General features: G+C 72.6%; 16 protein-coding genes. 5 read left to right on the top strand and 11 right to left on the bottom strand.

Annotated elements, in window-relative coordinates:
* Positions 1 to 80: 80 nt before the first annotated feature.
* Genes ACGGCP_RS14660 through ACGGCP_RS14650 form a run of 3 tightly spaced genes read left to right on the top strand, consistent with a single transcriptional unit; the run spans position 81 to position 2,917 of the window.
* Entirely contained in the window at positions 81 to 1,160 is a 1,080-nt protein-coding gene (locus ACGGCP_RS14660; RefSeq protein WP_392966071.1) for a FecCD family ABC transporter permease, read from the top strand.
* 30 nt (positions 1,161 to 1,190) lie between these two features.
* Entirely contained in the window at positions 1,191 to 2,162 is a 972-nt protein-coding gene (locus tag ACGGCP_RS14655; RefSeq protein WP_392966069.1) for an ABC transporter substrate-binding protein, read from the top strand.
* Positions 2,159 to 2,917 carry an ABC transporter ATP-binding protein gene (locus tag ACGGCP_RS14650; RefSeq protein WP_392966066.1) on the top strand — a complete coding sequence of 253 codons (759 nt, stop codon included), beginning with the start codon at positions 2,159 to 2,161 and terminating at the stop codon, positions 2,915 to 2,917. The genes ACGGCP_RS14655 and ACGGCP_RS14650 overlap by 4 nt, the downstream gene beginning before the upstream one ends.
* A gap of 133 nt (positions 2,918 to 3,050) precedes the next feature.
* Here the strand turns inward: ACGGCP_RS14650 and ACGGCP_RS14645 are convergent, their stop codons facing one another.
* From ACGGCP_RS14645 to ACGGCP_RS14625, 5 genes are all read right to left on the bottom strand, one after another.
* Complete coding sequence (locus ACGGCP_RS14645) at positions 3,051 to 3,830, bottom strand: class I SAM-dependent methyltransferase (RefSeq protein ID WP_392966065.1); 780 nt, start codon at positions 3,828 to 3,830, stop codon at positions 3,051 to 3,053.
* Positions 3,831 to 3,952: 122 nt separating this feature from the next.
* Positions 3,953 to 4,801 (bottom strand): class I SAM-dependent methyltransferase, encoded by an 849-nt coding sequence (locus ACGGCP_RS14640; RefSeq protein ID WP_392966063.1) that lies wholly within the window; start codon positions 4,799 to 4,801, stop codon positions 3,953 to 3,955.
* Positions 4,798 to 5,949, bottom strand: coding sequence for a GTP-binding protein (locus ACGGCP_RS14635; protein WP_392966060.1), 1,152 nt, complete (start codon positions 5,947 to 5,949; stop codon positions 4,798 to 4,800). The genes ACGGCP_RS14640 and ACGGCP_RS14635 overlap by 4 nt, the downstream gene beginning before the upstream one ends.
* Before the next feature lie 55 nt (positions 5,950 to 6,004).
* On the bottom strand, positions 6,005 to 7,039 hold the full coding sequence (locus ACGGCP_RS14630; RefSeq protein WP_392966056.1) for a CobW family GTP-binding protein: 1,035 nt from the start codon (positions 7,037 to 7,039) through the stop codon (positions 6,005 to 6,007).
* 30 nt (positions 7,040 to 7,069) lie between these two features.
* Positions 7,070 to 8,929, bottom strand: coding sequence for a heavy metal translocating P-type ATPase (locus ACGGCP_RS14625; protein WP_392966053.1), 1,860 nt, complete (start codon positions 8,927 to 8,929; stop codon positions 7,070 to 7,072).
* A gap of 56 nt (positions 8,930 to 8,985) precedes the next feature.
* Here ACGGCP_RS14625 and ACGGCP_RS14620 point away from each other — a divergent pair, with 56 nt between their 5' ends.
* Together ACGGCP_RS14620 and ACGGCP_RS14615 are read left to right on the top strand one after the other, a co-directional pair.
* Positions 8,986 to 9,324, top strand: a complete 339-nt coding sequence (locus ACGGCP_RS14620; protein WP_392966051.1) for an ArsR/SmtB family transcription factor — start codon at positions 8,986 to 8,988, stop codon at positions 9,322 to 9,324.
* Positions 9,325 to 9,494: 170 nt separating this feature from the next.
* Entirely contained in the window at positions 9,495 to 10,286 is a 792-nt protein-coding gene (locus tag ACGGCP_RS14615) for a class I SAM-dependent methyltransferase (protein ID WP_392966048.1), read from the top strand.
* A 33-nt stretch (positions 10,287 to 10,319) separates the two neighbouring features.
* Here ACGGCP_RS14615 and ACGGCP_RS14610 read toward each other — a convergent pair whose 3' ends face one another.
* The 6 genes from ACGGCP_RS14610 to ACGGCP_RS14585 all read right to left on the bottom strand — a co-directional run bounded on the left by ACGGCP_RS14610 (position 10,320) and on the right by ACGGCP_RS14585 (position 16,609).
* Positions 10,320 to 11,162: an anchored repeat-type ABC transporter permease subunit gene (locus ACGGCP_RS14610; RefSeq protein ID WP_392966045.1), complete on the bottom strand. Its 843-nt coding sequence runs from the start codon at positions 11,160 to 11,162 to the stop codon at positions 10,320 to 10,322.
* A complete protein-coding gene (locus ACGGCP_RS14605; protein WP_392966042.1) occupies positions 11,159 to 11,920 on the bottom strand; it encodes an anchored repeat-type ABC transporter ATP-binding subunit in 762 nt (253 codons plus the stop codon). The genes ACGGCP_RS14610 and ACGGCP_RS14605 overlap by 4 nt, the downstream gene beginning before the upstream one ends.
* Positions 11,910 to 13,325 (bottom strand): TIGR03773 family transporter-associated surface protein, encoded by a 1,416-nt coding sequence (locus tag ACGGCP_RS14600; protein WP_392966040.1) that lies wholly within the window; start codon positions 13,323 to 13,325, stop codon positions 11,910 to 11,912. The genes ACGGCP_RS14605 and ACGGCP_RS14600 overlap by 11 nt, the downstream gene beginning before the upstream one ends.
* A complete protein-coding gene (locus tag ACGGCP_RS14595; protein ID WP_392966037.1) occupies positions 13,322 to 14,818 on the bottom strand; it encodes an anchored repeat ABC transporter, substrate-binding protein in 1,497 nt (498 codons plus the stop codon). The genes ACGGCP_RS14600 and ACGGCP_RS14595 overlap by 4 nt, the downstream gene beginning before the upstream one ends.
* Complete coding sequence (locus ACGGCP_RS14590; protein ID WP_392966034.1) at positions 14,815 to 15,888, bottom strand: WxL protein peptidoglycan domain-containing protein; 1,074 nt, start codon at positions 15,886 to 15,888, stop codon at positions 14,815 to 14,817. Before ACGGCP_RS14590 ends, ACGGCP_RS14595 begins: the two co-directional genes overlap by 4 nt.
* 94 nt (positions 15,889 to 15,982) lie before the next feature.
* Complete coding sequence (locus ACGGCP_RS14585; protein ID WP_392966032.1) at positions 15,983 to 16,609, bottom strand: choice-of-anchor M domain-containing protein; 627 nt, start codon at positions 16,607 to 16,609, stop codon at positions 15,983 to 15,985.
* Positions 16,610 to 16,669 lie beyond the last annotated feature (60 nt).

Genomic DNA, 16,669 nt, shown 5'->3' with positions numbered 1-16,669 from the left:
GGCTACTGAGAACGATTTGCATTATGTTAACTTGTTGCAAATGATTGTCAATAGCTGGGTTGATCACCGAGAGGGGCCGGATGACGACGGTCGCTGAGGCGCAAGCGCAGGCCGAGACCCGTTCCGCGACACCAGGACGGCGACGCGCGGCACTCGGCGCGACGTGGATCGCCCTGCTGGCTTCGGCGCTGGTCGTGTCGATCCCGATCGCCGTCGGCCTCGGACCCGTCCCGATCCCCGCGGGCACCGTCGCCCGCGTCCTCGTCCACCACCTGCTGGACATCGGCGCCGCCGACTGGTCCGTCGCCGAAGACAACATCGTGTGGGGCCTGCGCGCCCCGCGAGCCCTGCTCGGCGCGTGCGTCGGCGCGGCCCTCGCCGTCGCGGGCGCGGCCGTCCAGGCCCTCGTGCGCAACCCGCTCGCCGACCCCTACCTGCTCGGCGTCGCCTCCGGTGCGTCCACCGGAGCCGCGGCCAGCATCCTCTTCGGTTTCGGCGCAGGCGTCTTCGGTCTCACCGGCTCCGCGCTCGTCGGCGCACTGGGCGCTATCGCGCTCGTCTTCGCCGTCGCCCGCACCGGCGGCACCCTCATCGGCGCGCGCCTCGTCTTCGCCGGGATCAGCGTCGCCTTCGCGCTCTCGGCGCTCACCAACTTCCTCATCTTCGCGTCCGACTCGCGCGACGGCGCGCGCGCCGTCATGTTCTGGTCCCTCGGCTCACTCGCCCAGGCGCACTGGGGAAACCTGCCGATCGCCGCTGCCGCCGCCGTCGTGATCACGCTCGCCATGACCGGGTGGGGCCGGAAGCTCGATGCACTCGCCATCGGCGACGACGCCGCCCACAGCCTCGGCACCGACCCGACCCGCTTCCGCGCCATGGCCGCGCTCCTCGTCGGCTTCGCCGTCGCCGCGGCCGTCGCGGTCGCGGGAGCCATCGGGTTCGTCGGCCTCGTCGTGCCGCACCTCGTGCGGCTGCTCGTCGGTGCGTCCCACCGCCTCGTCGTCCCCGCCTCCGCCCTCGCCGGAGCGATCCTGCTGGTGTGGGCCGACGCGTTCGCCCGCACGCTCCTCGCCCCCGGAGAGATCCCCCTCGGCATCCTCACCGCTCTCGTGGGCACGCCCCTGCTCATCGTCCTCGTGCGCCGCCAAGGCGCGCGCTGAACACCCGACCCTAAGGAGAACCCGATCCCGATGCGCCCCAAGCTCATCCCCGCCGCAACCGCTGCCGCCCTGACGTTGACCCTCGCCGCGTGCGGCTCCGGCCCCCAGACCGAGGAGACCGCCGCGGCCGACACCGGGTACCCGCTCACCGTCGCGAACTGCGGCGAAGAGGTCACCATCGAGGCCGCGCCTGAAGCGGTCCTGACCATCGGGCACAGCGCGGTGGCGCTGCTCGACGCGGCCGGGGCGACCGACCGGATCGTCGCCCGCTCCGGCGAGTTCTCCGCGCCGCTGCCCGAGGGGCTCCAGAACCCGCCGGACGACGTCGAGGTCGTCGACCCCGCCGACCCGGCCGCCGAGACGATCATCGGCACCGGCGCGGACATCGTCGTCGGGTACGGACTCTTCACGGCCGCACCGGAAGCGCTCGAAGCCGCCGGGATCCCGAACCTCGTCGTCGCGGGCGAGTGCAACCACGACGGGGCCGTGGTGGAGGCGATCGGCTTCGACTCGGTCTTCGCGGACATCGAACGCTACGGCGAGGTCTTCGGCACCCAGGAGGCGGCGGCCGCGAGCGTCGAGGACTTCCAGGCCGAACTGTCCGAACTGGAGGCACAGGCCGCGGCGGAGACGCAGACCGTCGCCTCGGTCTACTACTGGTCCGCCTCCTCGACGATGAGCGCCCACGGCGGGCTCAGCATGGCGCACGACGTGCTCGGCCGCGCGAACCTCGAGAACGTCTACGCCGCCGAGCAGTCGGCCTACTTCGAGGCGAGCGTCGAGACCCTGCTCGACGCCGACCCGCAGGTGATCGTTCTCAGCTACGGCGGCTACGGCGAGAGCTTCGAGGACGCGAAGGCCCAGCTCCTGGCCGAGCCGGGCGCGGCCGACCTCCAGGCGGTGCGCAACGACCGGATCATCGGCGTCGGCGCGACCGACCTCAACCCCGACCAGGGCGCGCTGCGCGGCCTCGAGACCGTGATCGCGGGCGCCGCCGCATGATCGAGACGAGCGGTCTGGCCGTCGCGTACGGCCGGACCGCCGCCCTCGGCGGGGTCGACCTCACGGCCGCCGACGGCCGCGTCACCGGTCTGGTCGGCCCCAACGGGAGCGGCAAGTCCACACTGCTCCGCGCCCTCCTCGGCGCGGTCCGCCGCGCGGGCGGGAAGACCACGGTCGACGGGGACGACCTGGCGGCACTGCGGCCCCGCGAACGCGCCGAGCGCCTCGCCGCCGTCGCCCAGGAAGAGCACAGCGAGTTCCCGCTGACCGTCTGGGAATCGGTGCTCCTCGGCCGCTCCGTGCACCGCGGCGGCTGGAGCTCCTACAGCGCCGACGACCGCGACGCCGCCCGAGAGGCCATGCGCCAGACCGGCGTCGACCATCTCGCGGACCGGCCCCTGGCGGCCCTCTCCGGCGGCGAGCGACAGCGCGCCCTCATCGCCCGCGCCCTCGCCCAGGCCGCCGGGCACCTGCTCCTCGACGAGCCGACGAACCACCTAGACGTGCGCTACCAGCACGAGATCCTGGCCCTCGTCAAACGCCTGCCGCTGTGCACGATCGCGGTCCTCCACGACCTCAACCTGGCGGCCCGCTACTGCGACACCCTCGTCCTGCTGGACGAGGGCCGCGTCGCCGCGGCGGGACCGCCGTCCGAGGTCCTGACTCCCGAGACGATCGAGCCGGTCTACCGCATCGCGGTGAGCCGCATCGACATCGACGGAGTGCCGCAACTCCTGTTCCGCCCCGCGGGCTAGAGGCGTCCCCCGCGAGTCGGCATCCGAGTCCATTCGCGCGCAAGGCGGCAGGGCCGCTGCATACCGGTGCTGTATGCAGCGGCCCGACAACGCGGCAATCGGGCAGATCGGTCGGGCAGCGGGTGAACACCCCTTAGCTTTTGGCCGCGAGCGTCTCCAGGTAGTCGACCGGGAGCGTGAAGCGGCCGGGCTCCTCGCGGCCGCGCGCGGCCAGGAGCGCGCGGAGGTCCCATTCGAGGTCGCTCCAGCGGCCGGTCGGCTCGACGGCGGCGCGGATGCCGAGCCAGGCGGGGTTGTGCTCGGTGATGTCGCGGACGGCGTGGTCGAGGCCGTCCCAGACGACGTCGACCGTGCGCACGGCGAACTGGAGGCGCACGGGCAGGCCCGCGAAGACCGCCCTCACGCTCGCGGGCCGGGCCCAGCGCTCGACCGGCGACGTTCCTCCGGGGCCCGGCAGGTAGGGGCCGACGAGCGGGGCCATCGCGCCGAACGCCGACTCGGGGGTCCAGGCGAGGACCGCGATGCGCCCGCCGCTGCGGCACAGGCGCACGAGTTCGGCGGCCATCGCCTCCGGGTCGGGGGCGAACATGCAGCCGAACGCCGAGGCCACGAGGTCGAACGCGTCGTCGCCGAGGGGGACGGCCGTCATGTCGGCCTCGACCCACGCGACCTCGGCGCCCGCGTCCCGGGCCCGGTGCCTCGCGGTCTCCAGGAGCGCCGGGGCGGCGTCGAGGGCGGTCACCTCCGCCCCGGCGAGCGCGGCCGCGATGGCGAACGGCCCTGGGCCGCAGGCGATGTCGAGGACCGTCTGCCCGGGCCGCACGAGCTCGCCGGCCAGTCGGAGGCTCGCCTCGGCCCAGCGGTCGCCGTTGGAGGCGTAGTCCCCCATGCTCCACAATGCACCTGGTTGCATCTCACTCCTTCGATCGGACGGCTCAGGTTGCCACGGGGACCCGCGCCGCCGCGGGAGCCGCGAGGCGCGTCCGCCCACGCAGTGTCGACGGCGGGCCCGCGGCGCTCCCGGGACGGGTGCGGTCAGGCCTCGGGCCTGCGGCCCAGGTGGATCGAGCGGACCTCCAGGTGGTGGAGGTCGTGCCTGCGGCCGAGCCAGTCCTGCGATTCGGGGTCGAGGAGGGTCTTCCAGGCCGCCTTGTCGTCCTCGTCGAGGAAGTCGGCGAACCAGCCGACGCGCGCCTCCAGGTTCTCCAGGGCCTCGTTCAGCGTGCCGCCGGTCAGCGGCGCGGGACGGTCGATGAACTCGTTCAAGGTCCGGATCTCGGTGAGGCCCGCCCGTTCGAGGGCCGCCGTCCAGCCGTACGGCATCGGCACCGCGCCGCGCTCGCGGTTCTCGGCGATCATCCGCTCGCTCCCGGCCGCCTCGAGCCGCGCCTGCAGGCCGGGCCTGCCGACGCCGACGTCCCAGGGCAGGACGCGGGCGCCGATGCCGCCTTCGGCCAGCGCGAGCCGCCCGCCGGGCGCGAGCGCCGACACCAGGGCGCCGAGCGCGGCCTGCTGGTCCACCGCGTGGTGGACGACGTGCCCGGCCCACATCAGGTCGACCGGACCGCCCAGCGCCGCAATAAGCGCGTCGGTGCCGGAGTCGATGTCGCCCAGCGCGAACGCGAGGTCCGCGCCGCACTGCGCCGCGTAGGCGCGCGCCGCGTCGAGCACCGCCGGGTCGGAGTCGAACGCGACGACCTGGGCGACCCGGCCCGCGAGCGCGACGGCCATGCCGCCGCCTCCGCAGCCGATGTCGGCGGCGCGCCGGTCGCCGGGTTCGACGAGGTCGGCGGCTATCCGCCGGTAGCGTTCGGCGTCCTTGAGTGCGCTGTCGAGCAGCCAGGCGGTGTGCTCGGCGTAGTCCAGTGCGATCTGCTTGCTCAATGCGCGCTCCCGGCGTGTGCGTGGTCGTGGTGGTCGTCGAGGCCGTGGGCGTCCCAGGGCTCGAAGGGGTCGGTGCCGATCGGTTCGCCTTCGCGGGCGAGGCATTCGCGGAGGGCGTGTTCGAGTGCGGCATGGTCGAGGGCGACGCCGATGAACACGAGTTCCTGGCCCTGGTCGGCTTCGCGGGCGGCGAAGGGGTCGAAGCGGGCGACCGCGCCGGCCTGGGACCAGAGGGCGGTCACGTGCGGGCGGGTCGCGAGCCAGAAGAAGCCCTTGGAGCGCAGGACGGTGCCGAAGCGGCCGGAGTCGAGGTCTTGGACGAGCCGCCACAGCCGCTCGGGGTGGAATGCGGCCGGGTCGCGGAAGAGGAGGCTGGAGATGCCGTACTCCTCGGTCTCGGGGACGTGCTCGCCGTTGATCTCCTTGACCCAGCCGGGGGCCTCCTGGGCGCGGTCGAGGTCGAAGCGGCCGGTGCCGAGCACTGTCGCGGCGTCGATGCGGCCGTGGGCGGATCTGACCAGGCGGGCTTCGGGGTTGAGGCGGCGCAGGACCGCTTCGACGCGGTCGGCCTCGGCGGCGGTGACGAGGTCGGTCTTGTTGAGCACCAGCACGTCGGCGAATTCGATCTGGTCGACGAGCAGGTCGGAGACGGTGCGGTCGTCGTCCTCGTAGGCGTCGAGGCCGCGCGAGGCGAGGTCGTCGCCGCGCTGGAGTTCGACGAGGAGGTTCGCGGCGTCGACGACGGTGGTCATGGTGTCGAGTTCGGTCAGGTCGGAGAGCAGGCCGCCCTGTTCGTCGAGTTCGCCGAACGCGAAGGTCGCGGCGACGGGCATCGGCTCGGAGATGCCGCTCGACTCGATGAGGAGGTAGTCGAAGCGGCCGTCGCGGGCGAGCTTCGCGGCTTCTTCGAGGAGGTCGTCGCGGAGGGTGCAGCAGATGCAGCCGTTGCTCAGCTCGACGAGGCGCTCTTCGGTGCGCGACAGGCTGCCGCCGTCCCGTACCAGGTCGGCGTCGATGTTGATCTCGCTCATGTCGTTGACGATGACCGCGACGCGCAGCCCTTCGCGGTTGCCGAGCACGTGGTTGAGCAGCGTCGTCTTGCCCGCGCCGAGGAACCCCGACAAGACGGTGACCGGCAGCTTCTTCATCGACAACCCTTCACTAATGGAAATGGTTGTCAGTTTAACCGATGGGGGCGCGGTGTCAGCCGCTGAGGTCGCGGAGGCGCAGCAGTCGGCGGAGCCCTTCGGGGTCGGGGCCGTCGGGAGGGGCGAGCGCGGCTTCGATCCGCGGCCGCACCGCGTCCGGGTCGAGCCGGGTCCCGATCGCGACGAGTGCGCTGCCTGGGGCGCGCCCGGCGCTGTCGGCGATGTGGACCTGGTCGCCGACGACGTTCACCGTGAAGCGCTGGAGGCGGCGGCCGGTGTCGACGGTGACCGTGCCTTTCATGCGGTAGGCGCCCGGCGGCGGGTGCTCGCACAGGTCGACCAGGCGGCCCGGGTCCGCAGGGGTGCCGGTCTCGACGGTCACCGCCGCGGCGTGCCGGTGGGCCTCGTGGTGGTGCGCCTGCCTGGCAAGGGCCGCAAGGGGAAGCTCGTCCGGCGGGTCTTCGGCAGACGCGACGTCGTACACCAGTTCCGGGTCGACCCGCCCGCGCGAGGTGCGCACGATGTGGATGCCCGGGTTGACCTTCCGGATGCGCTCCTCGATCGCGGCGACGGCGGACTCCGCCCGGTCGGCCGGGAGGCGGTCGATCTTGTTGACCACCGCCAAGGTCGCGACCGCGAACCGCGCCGTCGGCAGGCTGTCGAGGTCCACTGTGTTGAAATGCTCGACGGCGTCCACGACGTCGACCACGCCGCCCGGCCGCACCCGCTCCACCTTGCTGGCCCGGATCATCCAGGCCAGTGCCCCGGGTTCGGCGATGCCGCTGGCCTCGACGATGACGGCGTCGAGGCGGCGGCGCGGGTCGGTCAGCTTCTCCAAGGCGTCGTCGAGACCGCTGACGTCGTCCAGGCAGCACAGGCAGCCGCCCGCGATCGAGACCGGTTCGTCGATCTGCCCGGTCACGAGCGCGGCGTCGACGTTCACCGCGCCGAAGTCGTTGACCACCACGCCGACCCGCGCGCCCGGGCGGCTGAGCAGGTGGTTCAGCAGCGTCGTCTTTCCCGCGCCGAGGTGGCCGGACAGGACGATGACGGGCACCCGGTCGGTGCTGGCGCTGGCGAGGCTGTTCACCCGCAGAGGGTAGCCGGACGCGGCAGGCCGCTACCGCACCCGTTCGTTCCAGTGGCGGCGGCTGAGCAGGCGCAGGCCGTTGAGGCCCACGATCACCGTGGAGAGCTCGTGTCCGGCCACGCCGAGCACCAGCGGCAGCTCGCCGACGAGGTCCCAGGTCGCGAGGACCGCGATCACCGCCGCGGCGAAGACCAGGTTCGCCCGCGCGACGCGTCTCGCCTTGCGCGCCAGGTCGACCGCTGCCGGGAGCGCGGTGAGCCGCTGGCCGACCAGCACCACGTCCGCCGATTCGAGCGCCAGGTCCGAGGCGGTGCCGCCCATCGCGGCGCCGACGTGCGAGGAGGCCAGCGCGGGCGCGTCGTTGACGCCGTCGCCGATGTAGAGGGTGCGGGTCCCGGCGAGCCGCTCGGCCTTGTCGCCCGGCAGGAGCGCGGCCTCGGCGTCGCGGATGCCGACGGCCTCGGCGACCCGGCGTGCGGCGGCCGGGTGGTCGCCGGTGAGGAGCCTCGGGTCGGTGCCGAGGCGGGATTGCAGGGCGTCGACCGCTTGGGCGGCATCGGGTCTGACGGCGTCGGTGAGGCCGATGACGCCGATGGGCCGCTTGTCGGCGATCACCACGGCCACCGTGAGGCCTTCGGCCGCGAACTCGCCCACGGTCTCGCGTGCCTTCGGGTCGTCCTCGGCGTCGTCGAGCAGGACCGGATGTCCGACCAGGACCTCCGTGCCGTCGACGACGGCGCGCACGCCGCGGCCGGGCATCGCCTGGAACTCGCTCGCGTCGGCGTGGGGTGCGAGTCCGGCGAGGACGCGGCCGACGGGGTGCTCGGAGCGGGCTTCGGCGGCGGCGGCGAGGCGGCGGATCCGGGCCGGGTCGCCGTCGAAGGCGGTGATCCGCTCGACCTCGGGCCGCCCGGTCGTCAGGGTCCCGGTCTTGTCGAACGCGGCGCGGTCGACTTCGGCGAGACGCTCCATCATCAAGGCGCTCTTGACGAGCACGCCCTGCCTGCCCGCGAGCGCCACGGCGGCGAGGAGCGGTGGCATGGTCGCCAGGACGATCGCGCAGGGGCTGGCGACGATCATGAACGTCATGGCGCGCAGCAGGGTGGGCTCGAAGGCGGCCCCGAAGGCGAGGGGGAGGCCGATGAGCGCGAGGGTCGCGGCGACCACGGCCAGCGAGTAGGGCTGCTCGACCTTCTCGATCGTCAACTGGGTCTTGGACTTCGCCTCGGAGGCCTCCTCGACCTGGCGAGCGATGCGGGCGAGCACGGTGTCGGCACTGGCGCGGTCGACGCGCACTTCGAGCGCGCCGGTGCCGTTGACGGTCCCGGCCAAGACCTGCGAGCCGACGGCTTTGCGGCCGGGCAGGGCCTCGCCGGTGAGGGCGGACTCGTCGACCTCCGATTCGCCGGAGACGACCGCGGCGTCGGCGGGGACGCGGTCGCCCGGCCGGATCAGGACGAGGTCGCCGACCGCGAGGTCGGCCGCGTCCACGTCTTCCTCGCGGCCGTCGCGCAGGCGGACGGCCCGGTCGGGGGCGTGTTCGAGGAGCGAGCGGACGGAGTCGGCGGTGCGTTCGGTGAGGACCGCCTCGAGGGCTCCGGAGGTCGCGAAGATGACGATGAGGAGTGCGCCGTCGAACCACTGGCCGATCGCCGCGGCGGCGACGGCCGCGATGACCATGAGGAGGTCGACTTCGAAGCGCGGCTTCAGGAGCGCGGTCAGGCCCTCCCATGCCGGGCCCCAGCCTCCGGCCGCGTAGCAGGCGAGGTAGGCGGGCAGCCAGACCCAGGTCGGGGCGCCGGCGAGCTGGGCGGTGCCGCCGGCGGCGAAGAGGGCGAGGGCGGCGGCGGCCCAGCGGACGTCGGCCAGCCGGAACATACTCCTGAACATGCGCATCATCTTATATTCGCAGATACGCAGATAGCAAGACGGGGTAAGCTGAGCCCATGCACGAGGGGATCGAGGACTTCACGATGCCGGGCGACGAGCAGGCCCGCGTCGCCGCCGAGGCGCTGCGGATGCTCGCCGACCCGACCCGCCTCAAGCTCATGTGGGCGCTCCTGCAAGGCGAGGAGAACGTCGCGTGCCTCGCCGACCTCACCGGCGCGCGCCCCACCGCCGTCAGCCAGCACCTCGCGAAACTCCGCCTCGCCGGGCTCGTCACGACCCGCCGTGAAGGCACCTTCGTCTACTACTCGGTGTCCGACCACCACATCAGACCGCTCGTCGAGCAGGCCCTCTCGCACGCCGCCCACGTCACGGACGCGCCGGGCCCCGCGCGCTGACGGCCCCGGCCCGGACCGGCCAGGGAAGATGCACCGAGCCCGTCCGCATCCACCGTTCAGTGTGGACGCTGTAATACATTGACGTCCGCACTCGGACCCGAGGCCGTGCCCTGCGCGGCCGACCTCGACCGGCCCTGACTCCGCAAGCCCGCCTTCGCACCGGAGGACCCGTGAACCAGTACGCACTCGACAACGACGCCGCACAGACGCCCGGGCGGTTCAACGTCCTCGAGGACCGCTACGACCCCCACACCCGCGACTGCCTGGAGCGGCTCGGGATCGGCGCGGGCTGGCGGTGCCTGGAGATCGGCGCCGGCGGCGGGTCGGTCGCCGCATGGATGGCCGACCGGGTCGGCCCCACGGGGTCGGTCCTGGCGACCGACGTCAAACCCCGACTGGCGGCCGAGTCCGCACGCCCGAACCTCACCCCTGCACAGCACGACGTCACGACGGACGCCTTGCCGGACAGCGCATTCGACCTGGTGCACGCCAGGCTCGTCCTCATCCACCTGCAGGATCGCCGGGAGGCGCTGGCCAGGATCGTCGCCGCGCTCAAGCCCGGCGGGCACCTGCTGCTCGAAGAGTTCGACTGCTCGTGGACCCCCGTGCTCCGCTCCCCCTATCCGGAGGCGGAGGCGCTGTTCACGACAGTCAACGACGCGTTCGTGCGCCGCCTCGAATCGTTCGGCGCCGACCACCGGTGGGGCCGCAAGGTCTTCGCGGCGATGGCCGAGACGGGACTGGTCGAGATGGGTTCGCGCACGTTCGCCGAGGCCTGGGACGGCGGCGGGACCGGCATCGGCCTGTACCGCTACAACACCGAGCAGCTCGCGCCCGAACTCCTGCGCGACGGCGTCAGCGAGGAGCAGCTGACCCGGTTCTGGGCGCTCCTGGAGCATCCCGGCTTCACCGTCAACTCCTACCCGCTGGTCTCGGTGTGGGGCCGCAGGTCAGGTCGGTGAGCGCGGGGCGGCCGGTCGCGACCGGCCGCCCCGCTATGCCGAGGCCCGGCGCTTCCAGAGGAGGCCGTGCTTCGGGGCGGCGAGCCAGGCGAGGAGGAAGAGCCCGGTGAGGACGAGGACGATCATGCCTCCGGCCGCCAGGTCGTAGTGGTACGAGACGTACAGGCCCGCAACCGATCCGAACGCCGCGACGACGGACGCGGCGATGGTCATCGTGGCCAGGCGCTCGGTCGCCATGCGGGCCGTGGCTGCCGGGGTCACGAGGAGCGCCAGGACGAGGACGTTGCCGACCGCCTGGAGGGCGACGACGATCGCGGCCGTCACCATCGCGTACAGGACGATGTCCAAGGCCAGCACCGGGATGCCGGTGGCCTTCGCGGTCTCACGGTCGAGGCTCACGGCGATGAGCTGGCGGCGCAGCACGAACGTGAGCGCCACCAGGACCGCGCCGACGACCGCCACGGCGATCACGTCCCCGTCGCCGAGCGCGAGGATCTGTCCGAAGAGGAATGAGGTGAGGTCGCCGGTGTAGGCGTCCTGGGTCGAGACGATCACGATCCCCAGGCCGAACGAGCCAGCCCAGAAGACGCCGATCACCGTGTCCTCGTTCAGCCTCCGGGACTGGCTGATCAGCGCGATCGCCACGGCCGTCACGATCCCGGCGGCCGCACCGGTCAGCGACAGGTTCGCGTGCAGCACGAACCCGACCGCCACGCCGGGGAACACCGCGTGGGCGACGGCGTCGCCGATGAACGCCATGCCGCGCAGGACCACGAAGGTGCCGACGACGACGCAGACAACCGCCGCGATCAGCGCGACCAGGAAGGCCCGCTGCATGAACGGGAGCTGCCAGGGCTCGGCCAGCCACTCGATCATGTCGCCTCCCGCGCGGTGCCGGTGAGCAGCAGCGCCGACTCGGCGACCCCGAAGGCCCGCAGCCAGAGCGACGGGTCCTCCAGTTCGGACGGCGGGCCGTCCGCGACCACGGTGCGGTTGAGCAGGCACAGGCGCGTGCACACCGCGCGGGCCTGCGCCAGGTCGTGGGTGGTCATCAGGATCGCGGTGCCTTCCTCGGCAAGCTGGGACAGGAGCCCGACCAGGAGTTCCTGGGTCGGGACGTCGACGCCCGTGAACGGCTCGTCGAGGAGCAGCAGCCCGGGTTCGCGGGCGAGCGCGCGGGCGACGAGGACGCGCTGGCGCTGGCCGCCCGAGAGCGCCCCGATCGGACGCGAGGCGAGGTCGGCGAGGCCGACGCGCTCGACCGCCCGCGCGGCGGCCTCGCGGTCGGCCCTGCGGGGGCTCGTCCACCGGGTGGCGGTGCGGGCGTTGAGGACCGCCGCGCCCACGGTGATCGGGAAGTCCCACGCGAACTCGTGCTTCTGCGGCACGTAGCCGAAGTCGCCGCGCGCCGCGCGCGGGGCGCGTCCGGCGATGCGGACGGCCCCGGCGTCGGGAGTGAGCAGGCCGAGGACGGTGCGCAGGAGCGTGGTCTTGCCCGCCCCGTTGGGGCCGATCAGGCCGACGGTCTCGCCGGGGGCGACGGCCAGGTCCACATCGTGCAGGACCTGGTTGCCGCCCAGCGTGACCGCGAGCCCGGTGACGTCCAGGCCCGCGTTGTCGAGGTCAGCTCGCATCGGCGTCTCCGGCGGCGGCCTCGGCGGTGCTGCGGCGCTTGCGGGTCGCGACCATGATGATCACGCCGACCACGACCGCGACGGCCGCCGCGCCCAGCCCCCACAGGAGCCAGCCGGTGCCGGTGGTCGGCAGGAAGCCGCCCTTGTCGTCGTCGTCCGAGTCGGACCCGCTGTCGCCGGAGCCGCCGCCCTCGCAGGCCTCGTTCGGGTCGGCCGCGGAGCCCACCGCCAGCTGGATGTCCTTGGTGTCGGTCACCTTGTCGCCGTCGCCCGTGGTGGCCGTGAACTCGACCGTGAGGCGGTAGACGCCCGGTTCGGAGAAGGTCCAGTTGCCGTGCGCGTGGGTGTTGCGCGGGATCGAGACCTTCTGCGGCAGCGCCTCGGAGGAGTCGAAGAGGACTTCGGCGCCGCCGAACGTGCCGGTGAGGAAGATCGTGAACTCGCCGGGACCGTCCACTTCGGTGAGATTCCAGTCGACCGCGCCGGGGACGCCGTCGATCACGGTCTTGTCCTGGGTGTTCCAGCCGGGCCAGACGATGCCGGAGGCCTGGACCTGCGGCAGCATGTAGATCTCCTGGCCGGTCTCGCCGAGGAACCCGAAGTCGCCCTCGGGGATCGGGAACAACGCCGCGTCGGGGACCTGGAGCACGACGTCCTCGAGGTCGCGCCACACTGACTCTGAGGCGGTGTCGTCGCGCAGCTGCGCGGTCCAGGTCCCGTCGACGAAGCGCGGGCCGATGTCGATGTGGCCGTCACCGATGACGGTGCAGGCGGTGTCGGCCTGCGCGCCGCCGCTGTTCCCGCCCGCCGCGATCGACTGGGCCTCTTCAGCAGTGGCGTCCTCGGCGGTGACGCTGTAGCTGGCGCGCGCGGCGGTGGCGGCCTGGCCGTGGCCGGTCGGCGCGACCGAGCCTCCGGCGTCCTCGCTGGCGACGAGTTCGAGCGTGTACTCCCCCGGGGCGTCCACGGCGAGGACCACGGGGGTCGCGGTCCCGGCCTTGAGCGTGAACGCGGCGGCGTCGGCGGTCGTGGCGAGCGGCGCGGCCGTGCCGGTGCCCTCGAAGGTGTAGAGCCAGGCTTCGCCGGGGCCCTCGGTCTTCTTCAGGGACACTGCGACATCGGCGTCGGCTTCGCTCGCGTCGAGCATCGGGAAGGTCTGGCCGTCCACGGTCCCGGCGACCCACACCAGGTCGCCCGCGTCGCCGAGGAACGCGAAGTCCTCGCGTTCGGGGACGAGCGACGGCACGGTCTCCAGTTCGGCGGGCGCGTTGATCTCCAGGCGCGAGCCCTCGGACGCGAACTCAGCGAGCCCTTCGGCCGGCTGCGCGCCCGCGGGCGCGGCCCACAGGCCCGCGGCCAGCGCGGCGGCCCCCGTCAGGGCTCCGATCCGGTGGTGTCGTCTCATTGGTCTCCTCCCAGGCAGCGGCTCAGCTCGGAGGCGTTCTGCCGCATCATGTCGATATAGGTGGGTGCGTCTTGGGGCAGGGCGTCGCCGTGCAGGGTGCAGACCTGGACGCCCTGGTCCTCGGCCACTTGGCGCAGCACGGAGGCGCGGGCGTGCAGGTTGGGTTCGACGAAGACGGCCTGGACCTGCAGGTCGGCGATGGTCTCGGTGAGGGCCTCGACCTGTTTGGCGCTGGATTCGGCGGCGGGGTTGGGGACGACGAACCCGGCGATCTGCATGCCGTAGGCCTCGGCGAGGTAGCCGAAGGCGTCGTGGGTGGTGATGAGCTGGCGGTCGGCTTCGGGGATGGTCGCGATCGCTTGGGCCACTTCGGTGTCGAGGGCGTCGAGTTGGGCGAGGTAGGCGTCGCGGTTGGCCTCGTACGTGTCGCGGCCGTCGGGGTCGCGTTCGATGAGGGCGTCGGCGATGACCTGGACGTAGGCCTTGGCGTTGGCGACGTCCTGCCACAGGTGGGGGTCGATCTCGCCGTGGACGTGCTTGCCGAGGACGGCTTGCGGGAGCTGGTAGACCTCCTCCCCCGCGGCGCCGAGGAACGCGAACTGGTCGCCTTCGGGGATCTCCTCGATCGCCTTGGTGGGCACGTCGATCACGACGGCGTCGGTGGCGAGTTCGCCCCGGTCGTCGTCGCGGGCGATGAAGTCCTTGGCGTCGAGGTCGACGGTGAGGTCGACGTGGCCGCTGTCGAGGACCGTGGCGCCGGGCTGGACTTCGCGGGGGTTGACGCCGACCGCGTAGGTGAAGACGGCGGTGCCGGCCTCGGTGGACACGCCGTTGTCGGTGAGGGTGGCGGCGGCGGTCAGGGTGTAGACGCCCGGTTCGGTGAAGGTCCAGTTGACGTGCGTGTGCGCGTTGGGCGGCAGGGTGATGACGTCGTCCTCGGCGAGGCCGTCCGCGGTGTTCCAGTAGATCTCGGGCTGCCCGAAGGCGTCGGTGAGGAACATGGCGGCCTGGCCGGGTCCGGTGAACTCGGTGAGACGCACGCCGATCTCGGCGGAGCGGGTCTCGGTCTCGCCGCGCACGCCGAAGCCGAGCCAGACGGTGTCGAGGGTGATGTTCTCGACGAGGGGCATGAGCTTGGCGCCGTAGGGTTCGGCGTTCTCGGCGAGGGAAAGGTTGGGGACGCCTTCGGGGACGTTCGCGTCGAAGAGCTTGATGAGCGGGTGGTCTTCGAGGAGGAGGTGGTTGGTGAAGGCGAGTTCGGCGCGGGCGACCTTCGCGGCGTCGTTCGGGCTGGGCTCGTAGGAGTGCGGGTCGCCGCCGGGCGGGACGATCGTCTCGACGTCGACGCGGTCGCCGCCGACGACTTCGGTCCAGTCCTTGATGAGTTCGGTGGTGACGACGACGTCGACGCCGTCGCTGTCGCCTCCCGCGCCGGAGCAGGCGGTGAGCAGCAGCGCGGCGGCCGCGGTCGCGGCGGTCAGGATGGTCCTCATGCTTCGGCGGGCTCCTTTTCCTTGTCGTCGGCGGGCTCGGGTTCGGGCTGGACCGTGTTGCGCCGCTTGCGTTTGCGGGTCTTGACCCAGATCCAGGCTGCGAGGGCGAGCAGGGTTGCGACGGCGGCCTGGGTCCAGGGCGGGGCCCACAGGCCGGTCTCGTCGGAGCGGGACGGCAGCGGCGCTTCGGCGTCGGCCTCGTTCACCGCTTCGGGTCGCACGGTGAGGTCGAGGTGCTCGTAGAGGAGCGGCCAGACCCCGTCGAGGCGGGCGGTGCCCTCGTACCGGTCGCCGGGGAGGATCTGCGGGAGTTCGGCGACGGTGAACTCGCGCTCGAGGAGGCCCCAGGGTCCGGAGACGCGGGCGACGAGCGTCCCCTGGAGACGGACGTTGCCGGTGTTCGCGACGGCGTACGCGAAGCTCAGGTCGCCGGGTTCGATCGGGTTCCACGTGTAGTGGAAGGCCTCGTCGTCGCTCTCGGGGACTAGGTTCGGGTCGAGTTCGCCGGTCACGCGCAGGTGGATGCGGACGCCGACGCGCCGCTCGACCTGGATCTCGTTGCCGTCCGCGTCGGTCGCGGTCTCGGTGACGGCCGCGACGATGCCGCCGACGTGGTCGCCGGGGGTCGCGTCGGCGGGGACGGTGAGCGCGAACGGGACGTCGAGGCGGGTCTGCGGGTCGATGCCGAGTCGCGGCTCGTTGAAGCCGATCCACGAGCCGACGTCGATCGGGTCCTCACTGGACGGCAGGAGGTCGAAGGTGCCGGTCTCGGTCGTGTAGGCGTCGGAGGCGTACAGGTCGACGGTGACTGGCTCGGTGCCGAAGTTGGAGACGCCGACGAAGTCGATCAGGGTCTCGCCGGGGTCGAGCTCGTAGTCGAACGCGGCCCGGCCGTCCGGTCCGTCCTGGCTGGATGGGTTGACGCCCCAGGTGACGGCGGCGGGCTCGTCCTCGGCCGTCTCTTGGGCGGCGGCCGAGTCGACCGCGAGGAGGGCGGCGGCCGTCAGCGACGCGGCCAGGGCGGCGGCCGCGCTCAGGGTCTTGAGGTTCGGCACGGGGATGGGTTTCACTGGGGCGCTTTCGGATCAGGGTGACAGAGTGGAGGTGCGGGGCGGTCCCGCTGGAGTGGACCGCCCCGCTTTCCTGTGGGAGGGAACCAGGTCGCTAGCCGACGTCGAAGGTGTAGGTGACCGGGTCGGAGGTCACGGCGCCGTCGGTGATGTGGGTGTCGGTGAGCTGGAAGGTGAGCGTGTAGGTGCCGGGCTGGGTGAAGACCCAGGTCGGGTGGTGGTGGGTCTCGGAGACGGCGATCGTGCCGTCGTCGCAGGCGGGGTCGGTGTGGAGGCGGGTGGTGCCGGTGCTGGCGTCGTAGACCGCCACCTGGCCGCCGGTCGGGGCGGTGTAGGAGAGGAGGTCGGCGGTGACCGAGCCGCCGAAGTCTGCCAGGTTGAGGCCGTCGGTGTTCCAGCCGGCCCAGAGCTTCCCGGCGGTGTCGAGCCTCGGCAGGACCCAGTTGGTGCCGAGGTCGGTGCGGCAGGCGGTGGCGCTGGTCGTGGTGGCCTGGTGGGCGCTGGTGACGTCGAAGAGGACGTCGGCGGGTTCGGCGGTCGTGCCGTTCGCCAGCTCCACGTTGAGGTCGAGCTTGTTTGCGGCGTCGTCGTAGGCGAGCGCCAGGACGTCGACGTGGCCGGAGCCGACCGTGGTCAGCGCCTGCGCGGTGCCGGAGAACAGCAGTGCGGCGGCGGCGCCGATCGCACCGGCGGCGATGGAGGATTTCGCGAGGGTTCGCATGGGGTTCCTTTCTCGGGTATGGGGGGTGAGGCGGGCGGGGCGGTCCGGGGAGTGGGCCGG

It is taken from the genome of Glycomyces sp. NPDC048151 (assembly GCF_043202775.1).
In the GTDB taxonomy this organism is placed as follows: Bacteria; Actinomycetota; Actinomycetes; order Mycobacteriales; family Micromonosporaceae; genus Glycomyces.
The sequence above is the reverse complement of the archived record's forward strand: the minus strand, read 5'-3'. Positions and strand labels throughout refer to the sequence as shown.